17 protein-coding genes are annotated in these 18,168 nt (G+C 49.7%); 16 read left to right on the top strand and 1 reads right to left on the bottom strand.

The annotated features are described in order from the left end of the window. Positions 1-24: 24 nt before the first annotated feature. The 15 genes from ACM1ND_RS27035 to ACM1ND_RS26965 all read left to right on the top strand — a co-directional run bounded on the left by ACM1ND_RS27035 (position 25) and on the right by ACM1ND_RS26965 (position 16,175). A complete protein-coding gene (locus ACM1ND_RS27035; RefSeq protein WP_418026909.1) occupies positions 25-849 on the top strand; it encodes an ABC transporter permease in 825 nt (274 codons plus the stop codon). 53 nt (positions 850-902) lie between these two features. Continuing rightward, complete coding sequence (locus tag ACM1ND_RS27030; RefSeq protein WP_418026908.1) at positions 903-1,934, top strand: ABC transporter ATP-binding protein; 1,032 nt, start codon at positions 903-905, stop codon at positions 1,932-1,934. 98 nt (positions 1,935-2,032) lie between these two features. Beyond that, positions 2,033-3,202 carry an extracellular solute-binding protein gene (locus ACM1ND_RS27025; RefSeq protein WP_071644143.1) on the top strand — a complete coding sequence of 390 codons (1,170 nt, stop codon included), beginning with the start codon at positions 2,033-2,035 and terminating at the stop codon, positions 3,200-3,202. A gap of 2 nt (positions 3,203-3,204) precedes the next feature. Then, positions 3,205-4,047, top strand: coding sequence for an ABC transporter permease (locus tag ACM1ND_RS27020; protein WP_418026907.1), 843 nt, complete (start codon positions 3,205-3,207; stop codon positions 4,045-4,047). Positions 4,048-4,078: 31 nt separating this feature from the next. Then, complete coding sequence (locus tag ACM1ND_RS27015) at positions 4,079-5,593, top strand: hypothetical protein (protein ID WP_418026906.1); 1,515 nt, start codon at positions 4,079-4,081, stop codon at positions 5,591-5,593. Continuing rightward, positions 5,590-6,057 carry a hypothetical protein gene (locus tag ACM1ND_RS27010; protein WP_076292917.1) on the top strand — a complete coding sequence of 156 codons (468 nt, stop codon included), beginning with the start codon at positions 5,590-5,592 and terminating at the stop codon, positions 6,055-6,057. Before ACM1ND_RS27015 ends, ACM1ND_RS27010 begins: the two co-directional genes overlap by 4 nt. Then, on the top strand, positions 6,050-7,057 hold the full coding sequence (locus ACM1ND_RS27005; RefSeq protein WP_418026905.1) for a CehA/McbA family metallohydrolase: 1,008 nt from the start codon (positions 6,050-6,052) through the stop codon (positions 7,055-7,057). Before ACM1ND_RS27010 ends, ACM1ND_RS27005 begins: the two co-directional genes overlap by 8 nt. A gap of 27 nt (positions 7,058-7,084) precedes the next feature. After that, positions 7,085-7,801: a GntR family transcriptional regulator gene (locus ACM1ND_RS27000; protein WP_075155007.1), complete on the top strand. Its 717-nt coding sequence runs from the start codon at positions 7,085-7,087 to the stop codon at positions 7,799-7,801. Positions 7,802-7,948: 147 nt separating this feature from the next. Further along, on the top strand, positions 7,949-8,605 hold the full coding sequence (locus ACM1ND_RS26995) for a hypothetical protein (protein ID WP_023991126.1): 657 nt from the start codon (positions 7,949-7,951) through the stop codon (positions 8,603-8,605). A gap of 323 nt (positions 8,606-8,928) precedes the next feature. After that, positions 8,929-10,452, top strand: coding sequence for a M23 family metallopeptidase (locus ACM1ND_RS26990; RefSeq protein ID WP_023991125.1), 1,524 nt, complete (start codon positions 8,929-8,931; stop codon positions 10,450-10,452). Between the two features lie 232 nt (positions 10,453-10,684). Next, entirely contained in the window at positions 10,685-11,416 is a 732-nt protein-coding gene (gene yycF, locus ACM1ND_RS26985) for a response regulator YycF (protein ID WP_418026904.1), read from the top strand. Beyond that, positions 11,413-13,242: a cell wall metabolism sensor histidine kinase WalK gene (gene walK, locus ACM1ND_RS26980; protein WP_160788382.1), complete on the top strand. Its 1,830-nt coding sequence runs from the start codon at positions 11,413-11,415 to the stop codon at positions 13,240-13,242. Before yycF ends, walK begins: the two co-directional genes overlap by 4 nt. Beyond that, positions 13,239-14,579, top strand: a complete 1,341-nt coding sequence (locus ACM1ND_RS26975) for a YycH family regulatory protein (RefSeq protein WP_418026903.1) — start codon at positions 13,239-13,241, stop codon at positions 14,577-14,579. The genes walK and ACM1ND_RS26975 overlap by 4 nt, the downstream gene beginning before the upstream one ends. An 18-nt stretch (positions 14,580-14,597) precedes the next feature. Beyond that, entirely contained in the window at positions 14,598-15,362 is a 765-nt protein-coding gene (yycI, locus tag ACM1ND_RS26970; protein WP_071644126.1) for a two-component system regulatory protein YycI, read from the top strand. A 6-nt stretch (positions 15,363-15,368) separates the two neighbouring features. Further along, positions 15,369-16,175, top strand: coding sequence for an MBL fold metallo-hydrolase (locus ACM1ND_RS26965; protein WP_023991120.1), 807 nt, complete (start codon positions 15,369-15,371; stop codon positions 16,173-16,175). Here the strand turns inward: ACM1ND_RS26965 and ACM1ND_RS26960 are convergent. Beyond that, the gene (locus ACM1ND_RS26960; RefSeq protein ID WP_025723164.1) at positions 16,144-16,350 is read right to left on the bottom strand and encodes a hypothetical protein; all 207 of its coding nucleotides are present in this window, start codon (positions 16,348-16,350) and stop codon (positions 16,144-16,146) included. The genes ACM1ND_RS26965 and ACM1ND_RS26960 overlap by 32 nt on opposite strands. A gap of 503 nt (positions 16,351-16,853) precedes the next feature. Here ACM1ND_RS26960 and ACM1ND_RS26955 point away from each other — a divergent pair. Beyond that, positions 16,854-18,089 carry a S1C family serine protease gene (locus ACM1ND_RS26955; RefSeq protein ID WP_023991119.1) on the top strand — a complete coding sequence of 412 codons (1,236 nt, stop codon included), beginning with the start codon at positions 16,854-16,856 and terminating at the stop codon, positions 18,087-18,089. Positions 18,090-18,168: the final 79 nt, after the last annotated feature.

The following is an 18,168-nucleotide window of genomic DNA, read 5'->3' as shown; positions in this document are numbered from 1 at the left end:
TAGACGTCTTGAGAGGGATGAATTATGAACTGGTATCTTCGCTCACTCGGCACACGCAAAATTGTGGAATTCATCGTGCTTGTCATTTTCGTCATTTTTTTCCTGGGACCTCTGACCAATCTTCTCCTTTTGGCGGTTTCGGGAAAATGGCAGTATCCTGCACTGCTCCCGCAGAGCTTGTCACTGGAATGGTGGAAGTTTGTACTTACCCAGGATGATGTACTCAGCTCGATTTCCCTATCCTTCTTGATTGCGATTACCGTTACGGTCTGCTCCATTATCGTATGTATTCCTGCTGCTTATGCCTTCGCACGAATTTCTTTCCCGCTCAGTAAGTGGTTTCTTTTCTCATTCCTGCTTACGCATGCTTTTCCGAAAATGGGTTTGTATGTGTCCATTGCCGTACTATTCTACCAATTCGGGTTGATGAACACCTTTGCAGGTATTGTGCTTATCCATATGGTAAACACGCTCATGTATATGACCTGGATTCCTTCCTCTGCCTTCCGCAGCGTACATCGTGCACAAGAGGAGTCAGCGCGGGATGCTGGAGCCGGACCATTCCGGGTGTTTTGGAAAATCACCTTTCCTATGGCGTTGCCCGGCATTGTGGTCGCCTCCATCTTTACCTTTCTTGCTTCACTAGATGAAGCACAGGGGACACTCCTTGTCGGGACACCGGACTATAAAACAATGCCAGTCATCATGTATTCCATCATTGCTGATTATCCGAGCACAACGGGCGCTGTTTTCTCTGTCATTCTTACTCTGCCAACGATCATTCTGCTATTGGCAGCCAAGCGTTTTGTAAGTGCGGATGTACTGGCGGGCGGATTTCAGGTGAAATAACGTAATTGGTCAAAAGAGGAGTTTGCAAAATCCTGAAAAAGGAGCCTAAGCTAATGCCCATTCAATTATCCATTCAAGAGTTAACCAAACGCTTCAAGACAGGAGACGGAGTCAAAGGCATTTCGCTTGACGTGATGAAGGGAGAGCTAGTGACACTGCTGGGACCTTCCGGCTGTGGTAAAACAACCGTACTTCGCTCCATTGGCGGCTTTTTGGACCCGGACAGTGGCGACATTCAGATTCAGGGTAAAAGCGTACTCAAGCTGCCGCCCGAAAAGCGTCCAACGGCTATGGTGTTCCAAAGTTATAATTTGTGGCCGCATATGACCGTGTATGACAATCTGGCTTTCGGGTTGAAGATTCGAAAGGTGAAGAAGACAGAAATTGATCGTCAGGTGAAGGAAGCGCTAGCGCTGGTTCGGCTAGAGAGCGCAGAGCGTAAAACGCCGGGACAGCTCTCGGGCGGTCAGCAGCAGCGGGTAGCACTCGCTCGGGCTCTGCTGCTAAAGCCTGATGTATTGCTGCTGGACGAGCCTTTTTCCGCGCTTGACGCTAAATTGCGCATGGAGATGAGGGAGGAGCTGCGGGATATCCAGACCCAGACGGGGATGACGATGGTGTTCGTCACCCATGATCAGGAGGAGGCGCTGTCCATTTCCGACCGAATCGTCGTTATGAATGCGGGCCGAATTGAGCAGCTTTCTTCACCGCAGGAGATTTATGACAAGCCACAGTCACTTTTTGTAGCGGGTTTTATTGGCCGTATCAATTTATTAAAGGGGGTGAGCACAGGTCGCAGTGTCTCTGTCAGCGGAATACCGTTTGCACAAGAGCATGAATACACAGGTGAATCCATGGTTGGTGTAAGACCAGAGGATATTGTTCTGACGACGGAAGAAAATGGTTCTCTCGCCGGAACGATCAGACAAGTGATGATTCTCGGGCATTATGCGGAAGTTTCGCTGGATAGCGGTACCCATCATCTGAAAATGTTTGTGCCGCGTGAACGAGCGGTCGAGCTGCGCAGTGGAGAGCACATCAGATTCAGCTTCAGTAAAATTGCTACTTTTCCAGCAGCACAGTGAAGATTCACGATCAACCTCTATATCGCATCAATGTCCATCACGAACGCATCATCTGGTGATGCTGCGAACTTGTGCAACTATCTAAAGGAGGCAACAACGTGTTTGGGAAAAAGAATATGGGTCTGGTTTTGGCAGGGGTACTTAGTTTATCGTTGTTGGCTGGCTGTGGAAACGGCGGTAATACCGCCACGGCTACAGGGGAAGCCAAGTCTACAAAAGCGGGAGCCGCTACGGGAACGACGGAAATTTCCTTGTACACTGGAGGGTCCCTGAATGTCAAAGAGCTGTGGGAAACGTTAATCAAGGATTTTGAAGCTAAAAATGATCACGTTAAGGTCAAACTGGTGTATTTGCCAGCAGGGACCGGAGGCGCATCTACACTGGATCGTCTGATCGCAGCCAAGAAAAGCGGACAAACCGATACAGATATCGACCTGTACGAAGGCAGTCTGGATGACATCACCAAAGGGGTAGGCGAGAAACTGTGGGAAACGGTGGATGCTGCCAAGGTTCCAAATTTGAAGAATGTTGATGAAACGTATCTCAAGCAAGTCAACAATCAGGCCATTCCATACCGTGCCTCTTCGGTTGTACTTGCCTATAACAGTGCAAAAGTAGCGACACCTCCGAAAACAGCCGACGAACTGTACACGTGGATTCGTCAGCATCCGGGCAAGTTTGCCTATAATGACCCGTCCACAGGTGGATCAGGCAGCTCATTTGTGAACACGGTTATCTATAATTTCCTTCCGCCAGAGGCGATGAACAGTGATGATCCGGCAAATATGAAGAAATGGGATCAAGGCTTCTCACTGCTCAAGGAACTGGGCCCTTCAATGTACCAAAAAGGAGTCTATCCTAAGAAGAACCAAGGTACGCTTGATATTTTGGCAAGTGGAGAGGTAGACATGGTTCCAGCCTGGTCTGATATGGCACTCGAACAACTGGCTAAAGGGCTGCTTCCAGACACGGTGAAGCTGACACAGATCGACCCTGCTTTTACAGGTGGACCCTCTTATCTGATGGTTCCTTCGCTTTCCTCCAAAAAAGAAGCAACTCAGGAATTCTTGAATTATATACTGACGCCTGAAGCGCAAACGGTGGTTATTAATAAAATGTACGGCTATCCGGGGATTAAGTGGAATCTGATGCCAACGGAGCTGCAAGAGAAATTTAACAGTGTATCTTCTGGATACCGCAGCTTTAACAGCGGAGAACTCCAGCAGGAAATCTACAAACGCTGGCAAAGTGAAGTAGCGGGCGGTTGATCATGAGTCCATTGTCCAAAAGGGGGATGCTGGGGCTTGCCCTGGTCATCCCGTCTTTTCTCATTTTGCTGGTCGTCGTTATTATTCCGATTCTCTATGCCGTGAAGGAAAGCTTGATTGATCAATATGGAACAGGCTACGGACTGGCCAACTATATTCGGCTGTTCACGGAACCTGCCATGCGTAGAAATATCATGTATACCATTAATATCACGTTAGTCTCGACGGCCCTTACTCTGGTCATCAGCTATGCTTTGGCGGTTTATCTGAGATTTGGTAAAGGGGTTGTCGTGAAGTGGATAGGCCGGCTGTATTTTATTCCGATGTTTGTTCCCGGTGTAATTGCAACGTATGCGATCATTACTATGTATGGTAATCACGGTTGGGCTGCACGTCTTTTGCTGCCGCTTGGCATTGAAACGATTCCGAGGATTATTTATGACTACAAAGGGCTGGTGCTGGCTAATTTGTGGTTCAACATTCCGTTCGCAACCATGCTGCTCAGCTCGGCACTTGCCAGCATTCCAAACGCTGTCGTCGAAAGTGCCAGAGATGCTGGAGCCAGCACAATACAGCTGTTTGGGCGCTTTATTTTACCCCTTTCCTACAAAACGATGTGGGTTGCGGTGACCTTCATTTTCATGGGAATCATGGGCAGCTTTACGGCTCCCTTCCTGATCGGTGCCAACTCACCACAAGTGCTGGGTGTTGCGATGCAGCAGGTGTTTTCCAGCTATCAGGAGACGCATACGGCCAGTGCAATGGCAGTGTTTATGTTTTTACTGTGTTCTTTTATGGGCTACTTTTATATTCGGACAATGGTGAAGGATGCGGATGCCAGCTAGACCGCCGTTATACACTAAGGAGGTTACAGGGATGAACAGCCAAGCAGAGGTGAAAATTACCGGGTTTAGTGGGCGAACGTGGGAAAAGGATCTGCTGGATTGCGGTTATCGGATTGCCTTACACAAGGCCGAGGTTGAGCTCAGTCCGGGAAACGGATTCCGGTTTACATTTTCCATGCCAGAAGACGGATATGCGGAGCTTGATCTGTTCGCCAGATCAGACAGTGACTGGGCTGCGACAGATCGAGAATCTGCTTTCGTACGTCTCTACCTGAATGAAGCCTATAATCAAGATGTCATTTTGTACTATGGCAGCAGTCAGGGAGTGTACACCCGTTTGTTGGGGTATCTAAAAGAAGGCGATTATGAGGTCTATGCCGAATTCCGCGAACTGGAATCGGCTCCGCTTGTATCTCGAGCATGGATCGATGGGGTTGAACTGCGCTGCGTGGCTGATTCCTCTCCAAGATCGCTGATTTATCGCCATACCCCGCTTTTATATGGCCGCAATCTGTCACATCCCTATGAGAATCGCTTTACGGATACACCGCTTGTTTTGTTCTATTCCATAGAAGTGAACGAGGGGAAGACGGTCATCGAATTCCAAATGATGTTCAGCCATGAAGATGAGGGAACGCCCGCGCCGCTACTTATGAGCAAATGGGGAAGAACCACCGATATCGAATGGATGTACCGCGTCGAGCTGGATGCAGGGGGCAATGTTCTGGAAGCTGTTTTTCAAGGGGCACATCATATTACGACTGCGTTTAATGGCAATTATGATCTGGGCGGGCATCCTGTTCTCCAATCCGCAACAACCAACGGAAACTTTAAGGATGACATTACATCGGACTATCGTTTTATGCTACCGCCTGCTTTCCAGTGGAAACCAGAGGAAGAGCCGCGTGAGGCCGTCATGAGCCGTTTTCCTTTTGCCTATCAGGTCACCGGGTGGGAGATGGAACGTCAGCAGGAGCTGGAAATGCCATCACAGGCGTCTTCCATTACACTTGCACACCAGCGTAGCTATGTGTTTATCCAGACTTCAAAACGTCCCTTACGGGATTCAGGCAGAGAATTGTATCCAGGGCTCAAGCCTGGCTTCAATCGGCGCGAGGAAGATGCCTGTGTCGATGTCCAGCTTCGCCTTCACGGCTCGGAGCAGTGGTATTCGTCCTGCCATCATGATCTGAGACTCGGGGAATTTAGAGCCGCTTATGAGGGTGCAGAGTCACATTTTTCTACCACGGTCAAGCTGTCTGGAGAAGCTGTGCTTGAGGATATAGCTGAAATCAGGGCCGTATTGCTGGAAGGCGGTGCGGATAGCATGGAAGTAGCCGGACTGTGTGCCTTTACGTTAAACGAGGATAACCTCCCGCAGTTTCCAGGTATTCGTACAGACCGGGTGATTGAGCTGACGCGGCTTCAACCCGTGGGTGTTTTGTGGGCGGCAGACAAAGACAGGTCAGGTGATGAAGACCATACTGTGAATGATATGGTGAAACATGTTGTGGATGAACCGTCTAGCCAGGATGGGGAGTCATGAGCAGACTACTGTATGTGGAAGGAACGGTCGACAGAACCTGCACCCAGAGCCATATTACGTACTCTTTTCATATTCCACAGCCGACTGAAACGATACGTATTCACTTCTCTTACACGCCCAAGTTATTGGAGGATCAAGAGCAAGCACGAGAAATCATAGAGGAAAGCATGAGCAAATACGGATACGACGAGCCGGGGCATTCATCCGATCTATGGAAGAAGTATATACCGCTGCAAAATTTATTAACGCTGTCTGTCGATGATCCTCTCCGTCACCGCGGAAATGCGCACCGTCCCGAGATGCAGCAGGAGCATTGGCTCGGTTCGTCTGCGGCTTCGCCGGGATTTCTTGCAGGAGATCATCCGGTGGGCATGTGGCGGATTACGGTCAGTCTGCATGCCGTTGTGACCGAGACGCTTGCCTACCAAATTCATGTATTGGGGGAGGAAGCAGCATATGCTTAAATGGATTCCAGCTGAGCTTCACACCCATACGCTTCACAGCGACGGCAAGCAAACACTGGAGGAGCTGGCCCAAAGTGCAGCCAATCTCGGGCTTGAATGTATCGCTATGACGGATCACAACACGCAATCGGCACTTGCGGATCAGGAACGGGTTCAGCGGCAGTTCGGTCTCCCGATCATTTCAGGAATGGAGTGGACGACCTTTTACGGGCATATGCTGACGCTTGGGGTTGACCGCTTTATCGACTGGCGTGTGCTGGGACCAGATGACATCCATGAGGGGATTCGGCAGGTGCATGAGCAGGGAGGCATTGCAGGGATTGCCCATCCGTTCAGGATCGGAAGTCCGATCTGCACGGGGTGCTTTTGGGAGTACACTATTCAGGATTGGCATGAGGTGGATTATATAGAGGTCTGGTCAACGCTTATGCCATCTATTAAGCGGGATAGCCAGCGGGCGTTTGCCATGTGGACCGATTTGTTGAATCAGGGGTATCGCATCACTGCGGTAAGCGGTCGGGACTGGCATGTATCTAAACCAGATGATGCGCTTCCGGCTGTTACGTATCTGGGTGTTCATGATGAAGCAGAAGAGCGAGAAGGTTTAGCAGGCCGGGCAGTTGAGGCGATTCGCCACGGTTCAGTGTCAGTTACGATGGGACCGTTACTGACGATGTGGGCACAGATTAAGGGCAGAGAAAATCGTTATCACATCGGCGAATATATAGAGCTGACTGTAGAGGATTCACTATCGGTGACGGTTCAATTGGATGTGGAAGCAAGAGCATCCCATTATAACCTCAAGCCTCAGAATCTTCGTCTTCTGCTGACAAGTAGTCATGGAATATGCTCCGAGATTCAGATCCCTGCTCAAACAGGAGAATATACGCTGTCATTGCAAGATCCGCTAGGAAAGGGCTGGATAAGAGCCGAGCTTTACGGCTGCATGGAAGACTGCGTGATGATGATTGCTTTTACGAATCCGATTTATATGGCTTAACACAATAGAAAGGCTGGGCTTCGGACGGTGTCAACAAAACAAGAGAACATAAAGCAGCTTATAGAAGAATATATGAAGGTTAATCAAATGGGTCCGGGGGATCGGCTGCCGTCAGAAACTGCACTTTCCCAATCGTTTCGTGTCTCGCGTACGACGCTAAGGGGAGCTATTCGCCAACTGGAATCGGAAGGTAAGCTACTAGTAAAACACGGGAGTGGCACGTTTGCTACTTGTCCGCTGCCGAGTATTCCAAGCTCGCTGGACCGCCTGTACAGCATCGGGGACATGATTCGTTCGGCAGGGTTACGGGAAGACGAGCAGCTGGAATCCATTCAGAGAATTTCGGTTTGTCCTCCTGATATTGCCGAACAGATGAGATTTTCCGAAAATGAGCCCATGATTGCCCTAGAGCGTACACGCACTGCCAACGGAGAGGCTGTAGCCCACTCTATAAACTGGATGCCAGAGAAATTAGCCGGTCCCATTCTGGAAGGTGACTCTTTTTCAGGCTCACTTTTTCAGAGTCTTGAGTTCAAGGCGGGGGTGCGAATCGTCGGAGCGTATTCCGAGCTTACCGTTCCCAACTATGACGACGCACATATGACACGTCTGCTGAAGGATCCGCAGGCTACGGTATTACTATTGAAGCAGCTTCACTATGATGAAATGAACAGGCAGGTGCTGTATTCTCTGGATTATGTCCGCAGTGACATTTTCCGTTTCTGGGTGCGTCGTACGCGCTGATTCAATCAGAATGTGGCATCTTCTATTGAATTGTGCTAGTTTTACATATTCCATGGGTTAAAAATCGTCATATCTCGTCAATACTGATCTATATGCACTTCATGATGATACACACATGGCAGGATGCGTATAAGGAGGTAACGGGATATGAGGTGGCTTGGATGGCTGCTCAAAAAAGGAATGACGGTGGTGTTGGTTAGCGCACTAACGCTGGCAGTGACAGGTGTAGTCGTTAATGCTTATGTTCAATCGCTGCTGCGGCAGTTTAACATTCAGCTCGATCATCAGCCCATATGGGGATTGGGTTGGCTAAAAGGCAGTGCGGGTACGGACCAAAGCACAAACACGGGGAAGAACAAGACGACGGGAAGTGGCTCGGGAAGTGTAACACCGCCTGATGATGCGTTGCCTGTCATGGGACAGGGCTTAGAAGAAAGCGGGAGTGAGGCTGGTGGCGTAGCCAATGGCAAGGTATCTCAGGAGGGGGCCACGTCGGCCGGAACATCAGGCAACGAGTCACGGAAGCAGGCAGAAGGTACAGCTACACCCGAAACGAGTATTGAAGGCCATGATTTAGTGATTACGCCCGACCATTTGACGGAGAAGAAGAACAACTTACCAGCGGCACAGAAGCAGGAAATTTTTGCGATTCTGATGAATAAGCTGCCGCCGGAGGAGATGCAGAAAATATCAGCTGCGATGGAAGGCGGTCTCACCGAGCAGGAGCTTCAGGATATTCAGCAGGTGCTTGCGAAGTATTTGACCAAAGAGGAATATAACAAGCTGATGGATTTGCTTAAATGAGTATTTTGCAAAATCTTGAATAATAAACGATGAATTCATGGGAAATGTTTATGCTCAAAATAGGACTATAGAATCCGCGCCATGCGCGGATTTTTTTGCGTGTCAGGAAGGAATTGGAGTGTAGTTGAATTCTTTGTAAAGGCTATGTTAAAGTAAACAGTGTTGTGAAAAGGTTAAATTTTTGAAACCTTTTACGCAACTATGCAATGGTAGATAGCGACTAATATCATAGATGCTTGTGAATACGGGCTAGGTTCATAATGTGAAAGACCAATAACGAACGCATTTATATAGAGATAAGATATGCTGAAAAGGAGAGAGTCATGAAGGTTTTGAGGGAGCAGGATTCACCAGACAGCAGGAATGCAGACTCAAACGTTGCAGACAAGCCTGCTGTGGAAGCGGGGAAAATAGCAAAGTGGTGGAGCGGTCGGAGAAAATGGTTGAGCTGGACGGCAGGCGGTGTGGTGATTGCAGGCAGTCTTATTTTTGCGAGTAATCAGTATGTCGGGGCTAACACAGTTCCTTATTATAAAGTGTATGTAAAAGGCGTCGAGGTCGGGAATATCTTGAATGAGCAACAACTTAAACAGCTGTACGCAACGAAGAGCAAACAATATAAGGACAAGTATCCCGGCGTCGATATGGTGCTCAATACGAGCGCGGTAACGACAGGCATTGAGAAGGCATATAAGGCGGATATCGACAGCGCGGCCACGCTAAAGAAGCTGGACGGTATGCTGACAGCGTATGCCAAAGGGGTAGAAGTGAAGGTCAACGGTCAGACGGTTGGCATTGTAAAGGACAAAGCGACTGCACAAGCGGCTTTAAAGCAAGTACAGAAGAAGTACACACCTGTGGGTGAGGGTACATCTACAGGTATCAAGGGGCTGGTTCGCAAAACATCCGTGGGCAGCAGCCATGCGAGTGCTAGTACTAAAACCCCTAAAGCATGGCTGGAGTCTGCCGGTATCCGTGAGAAAATCGCGTACGAGCCTGTGAAAGCAGACCCGAACAAGGTGCTGACGGAGGCAGAAGCAGTCAAAGTGTTGACTGAGGGGCGTGAGGCTCCTATCACGTATACAGTGCAAGAAGGCGATTCTTTGTCGTCGATTGCAACTAAATTTAATATGACCGCTTGGGAGATTAAGCAGAACAATCCCGGCTCGCGTGAGCTGTATTTGCAAATTGGGGACGAATTGAAGCTTACTGCTCCGAAGGCTCCGGTTACGGTCCGAACAGTAGAGAAGGTCGTCGAACAGATTGCCATCGAGCCTGAGGTTGAGATTCGCCAGAGCGATGAACTGAAGGCAGGAGTTACCAAAGTGGTCAGACCGGGACAAGCAGGTCTTAAAGAGATGGACTATCGTTTGACCAAGGAGAACGGTGAGGTCGTGCAAGAGGAATGGCTCGGTCAAAAGGTGCTGCAGCCGTCTGTTACTGAGGTGGTTCTCAGAGGAACGAAGGTCGTGGGAGAAGGCTCAGGACAGTTCGCTTGGCCGGTGTCCGGCGCATCGATGTCGAGTAGCTTTGGCGCACGTTGGGGACGTATGCATGAGGGTGTGGACTTGGTCGGTAGTGCTGACATTCACGCATCAGATGAAGGCGTGGTATCATTTGCAGGTCAGCAGAATGGATACGGCAATGTTATTATGATCGATCATGGCAACGGCTACCAAACCGTGTACGGGCATTTGAGCAGCATTGGCGTTCATGTAGGACAGGTGGTTCAGCAAGGCGAGTCGATTGGGGTCATGGGGAACACAGGACGCTCGACCGGAACGCATCTGCATTTTGAAATTCGTAAAGATAATACGCCACGCAATCCAATGACGTATTTAAGATAGATTGGATATTTATAGCGAGAGTTACATGATTTATGAGAATCAAAGGGAAAGGCCATGTTTTTCTGCATGCTTAACATTAGGTGCAGGCATGGTTTTTTTCTGCGTAAAGAAAAGGGTCTAGAGAAGTAATGGAATGGCTCACGGGTATGATAGAATAGAATAAACATCTTATAGGTACTGACAAACGTAAGTTAATTATAAATTATGATCCGTGAAGAGAGGTGAACGCTATATGCAGGGAACGATTCTGGTAGTGGATGATGAACAGCCAATCGCTGATATTTTAAAATTTAATTTGGAAAAAGAGGGCTACCAGGTGATTTGCGCCTTCGATGGAATCAGCGCGGTGGATATCGCGGTCAAGCAGCAGCCTGACCTGATTCTGCTGGATCTGATGCTACCGGGCATGGATGGCATGGACGTATGCCGCGAGGTACGTGGGCATCAGCTCCAGACGCCGATTATTATGCTGACCGCTAAGGACGGCGAAATCGACAAAGTGCTGGGGCTGGAGCTGGGCGCGGACGATTATGTGACAAAGCCGTTCAGCACACGGGAATTGCTGGCACGGGTGAAGGCACAGATGCGCAGACAGCAACGCGGCGGGGCAGGCACGTCGGAAAGCCGACCGCAGGAGGATAAGCAGGGGCTGCGCGTGGGCGACCTCTTTTTTGATACGGATATGTATACAGCTTACAAAAACGGAACACCGCTTGACCTGACGCACCGTGAGTATGAGCTATTGCACTACATGGCGAAGAATGCCGGAAAAGTCATGACGCGGGAGCATTTACTCCAGGCGGTGTGGGGCTTCGAATACTACGGGGATGTGCGGACAGTGGATGTGACCATTCGGAGGTTGCGCGAGAAGATTGAGGAGAACCCGAGCAAGCCGGAGACCATCCTGACACGCCGTGGCCTTGGATATATCGTGAGCGTGGGCAAAGGTGGCCTGCGGGCATGAGATGGCTGTCTTTCTTTCGTACCATTCATGCAAAGCTGATTATTATCTATGTGCTGCTTATCTTGGTGGCCATGCAGCTGATTGGGGTCTACTTTGTCAGCTCGATGAAGAACTCTCTCACGAGTAATTTTACGCAGGATTTGCAAGCACGGGCGGAGATGCTGTCCGTGCTGGCGGAGCAGGATCTGAGTGGCAGTGACGGCAAAATGGAAGAAGACAGCGTGGAAAGCCTGCGTGCACGCGTGAATAATTTGTTTGATTTCAGCGGCGCGGAAATTCAGGTGCTGGATGCCAGCGGCAAAGTATTAATTACTTCTCAGGGTTCACACGCCGATTATGTCGGACGCAAAAATACGCAGACAGTGGTCAGCCGCGCACTCCAAGGTATCCGTGATAACGAGGAATACATGGTGGACGAGGATAATGTCCGCAAGAAGGTCGTCGCCAAACCTGTTATCAGCCAAGGCAAGATTGTCGGCGCGGTGTACATCGCCGCTTCGATGACCGAGCTCTACGATACGATGAAACGCATTAACAATGTGTTTCTTTCAGGTATGCTCATTGCGCTCGCGTTGACGGCTGTGCTGGGCGTGGTATTGGCCCACACGATTACGCACCCGATTAAGGTGATGACACGTCATGCAACGGAGGTTGCCGAGGGCAAATTCGACCAGCAGATGCCTGTATTTGGTGATGACGAGATCGGCAGGCTCAGCGTGGCCTTTAACTATATGACAGGCCGTCTGCGTGAGGCGCTGTCCCAAAATGAAGAGGAGAAGGAGAAGCTCTCCTCCATCTTGACCAATATGAGCGACGGTGTGGTCGCTACTGATGACAATGGCCGGGTCATTCTGGTCAACCGTCGGGCCAGCGCCATGCTGGGCGTAAACGAGAACGAAATGACTGGCAGGCATATCGCGGTACTGCTGGGGATCGACCCGGAGGAAACCGAGGCCCTGTATAGCGGCTCTTCGGCCTCCACGCTCTTGCAGCTGGAGCCAGCCGGTCAGGATGAACCCATCGTTATCCGTGTGACATTCACGCCGATTCATCGGCGGGAATTTGGCATTACGGGAACGATTGCCGTGCTCCAGGACGTGACGGAGCAGGAGGAGATGGAGACGACACGGCGGGAATTCGTAGCGAATGTATCACATGAGCTGCGCACTCCGTTGACGACCATCCGCAGCTATGCTGAGGCGCTGGATGACGGCGCGATGGCTGAACCGCAGCTCGCGGAGCGTTTCGTGGGCGTGATCCGCAACGAGACAGAGCGTATGATCCGGTTGGTTACGGATTTGCTGCATCTGTCACGGCTCGATTCCAATGAGGCACCTTTGCGGATGCAGCCTGCAGATGTGATGGAGATGCTGGACGAGGTCGCAGATCGGTTTTCTTTTCAAATGAAGCAAAAGCACATTCGCTCAGGGATGTTCGTAGAGCAGGGAATCGGTAAAGTCGTGATCGACCGGGACCAAATTGAGCAGGTGTTGGACAACCTGATGTCCAATGCGCTGAAATATACGCCAGATGGCGGGAGTATTCGGATCGAAGCTCGCCGCAATAGTGAGGGGATGCTATCCATTTCGGTACAGGACACCGGGATTGGTATCCCCAAAAAAGACCTGGACCGGATTTTTGAACGGTTTTATCGTGTAGACAAGGCGAGATCGCGCAATATGGGCGGCACGGGACTGGGACTGTCGATTGCCCGGGAAATTGTAAAGGCGCATGGGGGCCAGATTTTTCTGGAGTCGGAATACGGTCAGGGAACCTGCACGACCTTTACGCTACCCATGTCGAGTGAAGGGAGGGAAGCACAGTGAAGGAACGTTTGAAGTCCTGGACGCTTATTTTGCTGGTTGCTTCCAGCCTGATACAGACTTATTTTTTGATTTACCGCCTTCCGGGCAGTGATTCTGTACTCACTTCAGAGACGAACTATGTCAAAACCGAAAGCATGGGGCAGGAGAAAAAGATTGAGAACCTCGTGTTTCCTGATAAAATGCTCATTCACCAAGGTGAGAAGAAGCATACCGTTTTTTATCCGGGTGTTACTTTTTACGATTTAATTTATACACGGCTGGAAAGCCGAAGCTTTAACAACTTTCAACGTCGAAGTATTCAATCGGCAGACTGGGCGCGGATTCGCAGCGAAAATGAAGGCATCGAATTATCTTTTTCAGGCGGGGTCCCGGTTTCATTACTGGAGCGGGTCATGCGTCTGACGCCGGATTCGGTGTTTCAGGGAGAGACGATTAACCGCATCTGGATCTATATAGATGAAAAGAATGCCAAGCCGCACGCGCTCTTTTTCAGTGCCAGAGGCGATGTGGTGTATGAGGCGAACCAGTTCGATATGACGGTAGAGGACATCCGGCAGCATGTGAATTTCGGTAAAAATGCCCCGTTGTACGAGCTGGTGGATAATCAGTACTACATTCCCGTGAATGACCTGGAAACTACACAGCCTGTGGTGTATGCCGGGTTGTTTACGACGGAGCAAATGCAGCGGAATTTGTTTTTCGATCCGGGGATTACGCGCAATATTCAGGAAAAGGATGGCTCCCAAATTTATACGGACAGCAAGCGTAGTCTGCAAATCAAGCAGGAGCAACGATGGATGAGCTATACCGATCCCAGTGCGCCGGGGGCGGGTGGAAGCAGTCCGATTAGGGATGTGCTGGCCGCGGTTGATTTTGTGAATCAGCATGGTGGTTGGGATGCTTCGTATCAGCTGAAATTGAAGAGCAGTGATGAAAATCGTACAACTGTGATGTTTCAGCAGTATTATGGTGCTTATCCAGTGCTGGACACACCATCGTTCCGCTTTGGTACGATTTCGCTGCAAATCCAGCAGGAAACGGCTTCTGTCTATGAACGTTCGTTGCTGTATCTCAAGGGAGGAGAACAATCCTCGAAAAAGGTTATGCTGCCGGGCGGCGAGCCCTTGAAGAAGCAACTGGAGACTGTAGGCAAAGGGAAGACGATTCGAGATCTGACTCCCGTATATCAACCGGAGCTGACCAATGATGGATTGAAGCTTGCTCCTGAATGGCGCGTTACGCTCAGTGACGGTTCTGTTGCTGAGATTCATGCTGTTCCTGTAACGATAGCATCCAACGCAACACAAACAAAGCCAGACCGTGAGACAAAGAGGTGACAGGTAGGGGGAACGGGAATGGATTGGAGCCGCGCTAAGAACGTATTGATTTGTACATTTTTGCTGCTCAATGTGGTATTGGGTTACCAATTGTGGCATGATGCGCAGGAAACGGCAGGGCCGAATCTGGATTTTACTTCATTGGATGAAAATACGCAGCGTTTAATGGAAGAGAAAAGCATTCAGGTGCTGGCTCCGATTCCCGGTGATACCCCGCAGCTGCCTAAACTTTCTTACACATACGTTCATAGTGGAGAAAAGGATGATCGTGTGCAGCTGGTGAAGCCGGTGGACAGCAAACTGGTATTCACCCATGACGCGCTAGTTGAGGCATTGGAGCCACAAATCAAGGATATCGATAACTTTCAGTACGATCCGCTGGATGTTCAGGAGGATTTGGCATCCGGACAAGCAGATGCTTTTGTGCTTCATCCGCTGGTTCAGGGCAAATGGCCGCTATTTAATGTGAAGCTGGCTCTGTTTTACAGCAATCAGAAGATTACAGGGTATCGCAAAATTAAGGTCGATCTCCAGCCTTCGGATGAGGCAAAGAAAATGCTGCCTGCGTCCAAAGCACTGGCAAGGCTGATCGATGGCTATTTGCCGCGTGACTCGATTGTGAAGGATATCCGGCTCGGTTATTACGGACAGACCTTTAACTCCGATAGCCAGGTGGCTGCCCCCGTGTGGCGGTTTATGCTGGACAACGGGAAAGGTGTGTATTATGTGCAGATGAACGGAGATGTCATTAGTCCAAAGACAGAACATACAGAAGGGTCTTGAACAGATATGGGGATTTCATTTACCGTGCTGTCGAGCGGTTCGACCGGCAACGCTACCGTTGTGCGGAACGAAGACACGACATTGCTCATCGACGCAGGTCTCAGCGCGAAGCGTATTGACGAATTGCTGAAAGAACGCGATCTGAGCGGAGAAGAGTTGGATGGTATTTTGGTCACGCATGAGCATTCCGATCATGTTAAAGGACTAGGCGCCATGGCGCGTAAATATAATTTACCTATATATGCTAACGAGAAGACATGGTTTGCCATCAGTAATGCTGTTGGGCAAATTGCAGACGATAACCGCAGAATATTGGAGACAGGCGCAACGCGGGAATTTGAGTCATTACGCGTGGAGTCTTTTGGCATATCCCATGATGCGGCTGAGCCTGTAGGATATAGCTTTTATGATGGGGCAGAGAAGCTCAGTGTAGCCACCGATCTCGGCTATGTCAGTGACAAAGTGAAACAGGCGATATCAGACGCGGATGTATTGGTGCTGGAGTCTAATCATGATGTGGAAATGCTGCGTATGGGGCGGTATCCGTGGAACATCAAGCGCCGTATTCTCAGCGATATCGGTCATTTATCCAATGAGATGGCGGGCGCGATTCTTAGCGAGCTGTTGACAGGCCGTACGAAGCGAACGTATTTGGCACATTTGAGCCGCGACCACAATATGATGGAACTTGCGAAGTTGACTGTACGTGGGGCGATGGAAGACCGCGGCTGTTTTTACAAGGACAGTGAATTTCGATTGTGCGATACGTACTATGATCGTCCTACACCTTGGGATAAGGTAAGTGAGCCATAAAGCTGTCCAGCTCGGCGGCTTTGCGTTCTACCTCTTCACGGGTCACTACGCCTTTGTCCACCAGTAGTTCAATCAATGTACTTAGCGCCAGTGTATTGCGGTAATGCTCGTCTTTCAAATCCGCAAGCTTGGCAGCCATGCGAACTTCATCCATAGCCGAACGATGTGAATTCATCATATATTCCTCCTGTAAAAATATTTTAGAAATGGCGTGCAATGAGCTTGGTTCTGCCTGTGGTTTTGTTGGGTGCTGTGATACAATAAAGCTAACAACGGAAAGCTTTCTGAAGGAAGGCTCTCATCGAAAGTATAGGCAGCTTTAAGCGGACGGGAACAGGCCAGAACGTCTCTATGAGACGATCATTTTGTAATAGAATAGAAGACTTGTTACTATTGTAGTCCATTGGTTTGGAAATCATTCCTCTTTTTTCCTCTATTCGGGGTCAGATTCGGCGTGTATGCTAATTTATGAGATTCGGTTGCTTAGGAAGGCACCATTTGTGGTGATTAATAAGTAGGCCGGAACGATTGGTTGCTGGATTCCGATGATAAGGGATATTCAATCCATTTGAGATGTTCAACGGAGCAGGTTCTCTGTAGCATAGGTTGGCGCAAGCCCGAATAGCCCTAATTTTTTAGTGAGTGTCGGTGCATGACAACGAAGGGGAGAGGATTAGCATGGGCTTGTTTGAGGACGATTTTTATTCAACAAAGGTATCCACACGTGCGGCTAAAAAAATGGCATTTAAGGCGCGCCGTGGAGGACGTGGACGTTGGCCACACAGGAAGCGTGGAGTAAGTCCGGTGCAAGCTGCTGTCATTAGCGGTGCAGTCAGTGCAGTGGTTGCTGTGCTTCTGTTCAGCTTTATTACAGGCCTGCCCTCCACTACGGCGGTAACGGGAGCCAGTCACTATCCCTTGCGGCAAGCAGCGGGTGATCCGTATGATCGGATTGTGCAGGCGGCAGCCAAGGTGCGCCCAGCCGTCGTCAGCATCGTGAATCTGAAAGAGGAAGATGGTAAAAGCACGGAACAATCCGCGCTTGGATCGGGTGTCATTTTCCGAGTGAGTTCAGGCAAAGCCTTCATTATGACAAATAACCATGTGGTCGAAGGATCAGATGATCTGGATATTGTAACGGTAGACGGCGTCAGAAAAGAGGCAAAGCTGATCGGAAAGGATCGCATTAGTGATATCGCTGTACTCGCAGTTGACGATAAAGGCATTAGCACGGTAGCGGATATCGGCGACTCCAGTAAACTTCGTCTGGGTGAGACGGTCATTGCTATTGGCAATCCGCTTGGCCTGGGAGACACGCTTACCTCCGGTATTGTGAGTTATACGAATCGCATCATTCCGATTTCCATTAACCAGGATGGCGTATATGACTGGGAGCAGCATGTGATCCAGACCGATGCGGCGATTAATGAGGGAAACAGCGGCGGAGCGCTGGTCGATCTGGACGGACGTGTGATCGGCATCAATACGATGAAAATCGCTGATACTGGTGTTGAGGGACTTGGTTTTGCCATTCCCGCCAATGAGGTAATGAAGACGGTGAATGAACTGGTTGAGGACGGCAAGATCACCCGCCCTTATCTGGGGGTATACACGGTGGACCTCAACAATGAATATGCACCGCTGGATGAAACTCAGCGCAAGGAGCTCAAGTTGCCGGACAGCGTGAAAAATGGGGCAGTCGTTCTGGAGGCCCATGGTCCTGCCAAGGAGGGTGGCTTGAAGCTGAACGATGTCATTACAGCGTTTGATAGCGAACCGATTAACTCTACCCTTGATTTACGTCGCTACTTGTACGATAACAAGAAGATTGGCGATGAGCTGAAAGTTACTTTTTACCGGGCAGGCAAGGAAGAAACGGTGATGTTAAAATTAACAGATAAGCCGGAAGGCTAAGGTAACTTATAGGCTTAACTATAAAAAAAGGCGTTCACCGGCTCATTTCCGGGAACGCCTTTTTCGATCTTCTGCTGAG

This window comes from Paenibacillus sp. JJ1722, assembly GCF_048282685.1.
GTDB classification, from domain to species: domain Bacteria; phylum Bacillota; class Bacilli; order Paenibacillales; family Paenibacillaceae; genus Paenibacillus; species Paenibacillus polymyxa_B.
Note: the sequence above shows the minus strand (reverse complement) of the source record. Positions and strands in the feature narration are given on the sequence as shown.

What these genes read in the sequence shown, in the direction of transcription:
- ACM1ND_RS26955 (WP_023991119.1), top strand. Translation starts at nt 16,854, where the DNA reads ATGGGCTTGTTTGAGGACGATTTTTATTCAACAAAGGTATCCACACGT.
- ACM1ND_RS26965 (WP_023991120.1), top strand. Translation starts at nt 15,369, where the DNA reads ATGGGGATTTCATTTACCGTGCTGTCGAGCGGTTCGACCGGCAACGCT.
- yycI (WP_071644126.1), top strand. Translation starts at nt 14,598, where the DNA reads ATGGATTGGAGCCGCGCTAAGAACGTATTGATTTGTACATTTTTGCTG.
- ACM1ND_RS27020 (WP_418026907.1), top strand. Translation starts at nt 3,205, where the DNA reads ATGAGTCCATTGTCCAAAAGGGGGATGCTGGGGCTTGCCCTGGTCATC.
- ACM1ND_RS26990 (WP_023991125.1), top strand. Translation starts at nt 8,929, where the DNA reads ATGAAGGTTTTGAGGGAGCAGGATTCACCAGACAGCAGGAATGCAGAC.
- ACM1ND_RS27010 (WP_076292917.1), top strand. Translation starts at nt 5,590, where the DNA reads ATGAGCAGACTACTGTATGTGGAAGGAACGGTCGACAGAACCTGCACC.
- ACM1ND_RS27035 (WP_418026909.1), top strand. Translation starts at nt 25, where the DNA reads ATGAACTGGTATCTTCGCTCACTCGGCACACGCAAAATTGTGGAATTC.
- walK (WP_160788382.1), top strand. Translation starts at nt 11,413, where the DNA reads ATGAGATGGCTGTCTTTCTTTCGTACCATTCATGCAAAGCTGATTATT.
- ACM1ND_RS27015 (WP_418026906.1), top strand. Translation starts at nt 4,079, where the DNA reads ATGAACAGCCAAGCAGAGGTGAAAATTACCGGGTTTAGTGGGCGAACG.
- ACM1ND_RS27005 (WP_418026905.1), top strand. Translation starts at nt 6,050, where the DNA reads ATGCTTAAATGGATTCCAGCTGAGCTTCACACCCATACGCTTCACAGC.
- ACM1ND_RS26960 (WP_025723164.1), bottom strand. Translation starts at nt 16,350, where the DNA reads ATGAATTCACATCGTTCGGCTATGGATGAAGTTCGCATGGCTGCCAAG.
- yycF (WP_418026904.1), top strand. Translation starts at nt 10,685, where the DNA reads ATGCAGGGAACGATTCTGGTAGTGGATGATGAACAGCCAATCGCTGAT.
- ACM1ND_RS26995 (WP_023991126.1), top strand. Translation starts at nt 7,949, where the DNA reads ATGAGGTGGCTTGGATGGCTGCTCAAAAAAGGAATGACGGTGGTGTTG.
- ACM1ND_RS27030 (WP_418026908.1), top strand. Translation starts at nt 903, where the DNA reads ATGCCCATTCAATTATCCATTCAAGAGTTAACCAAACGCTTCAAGACA.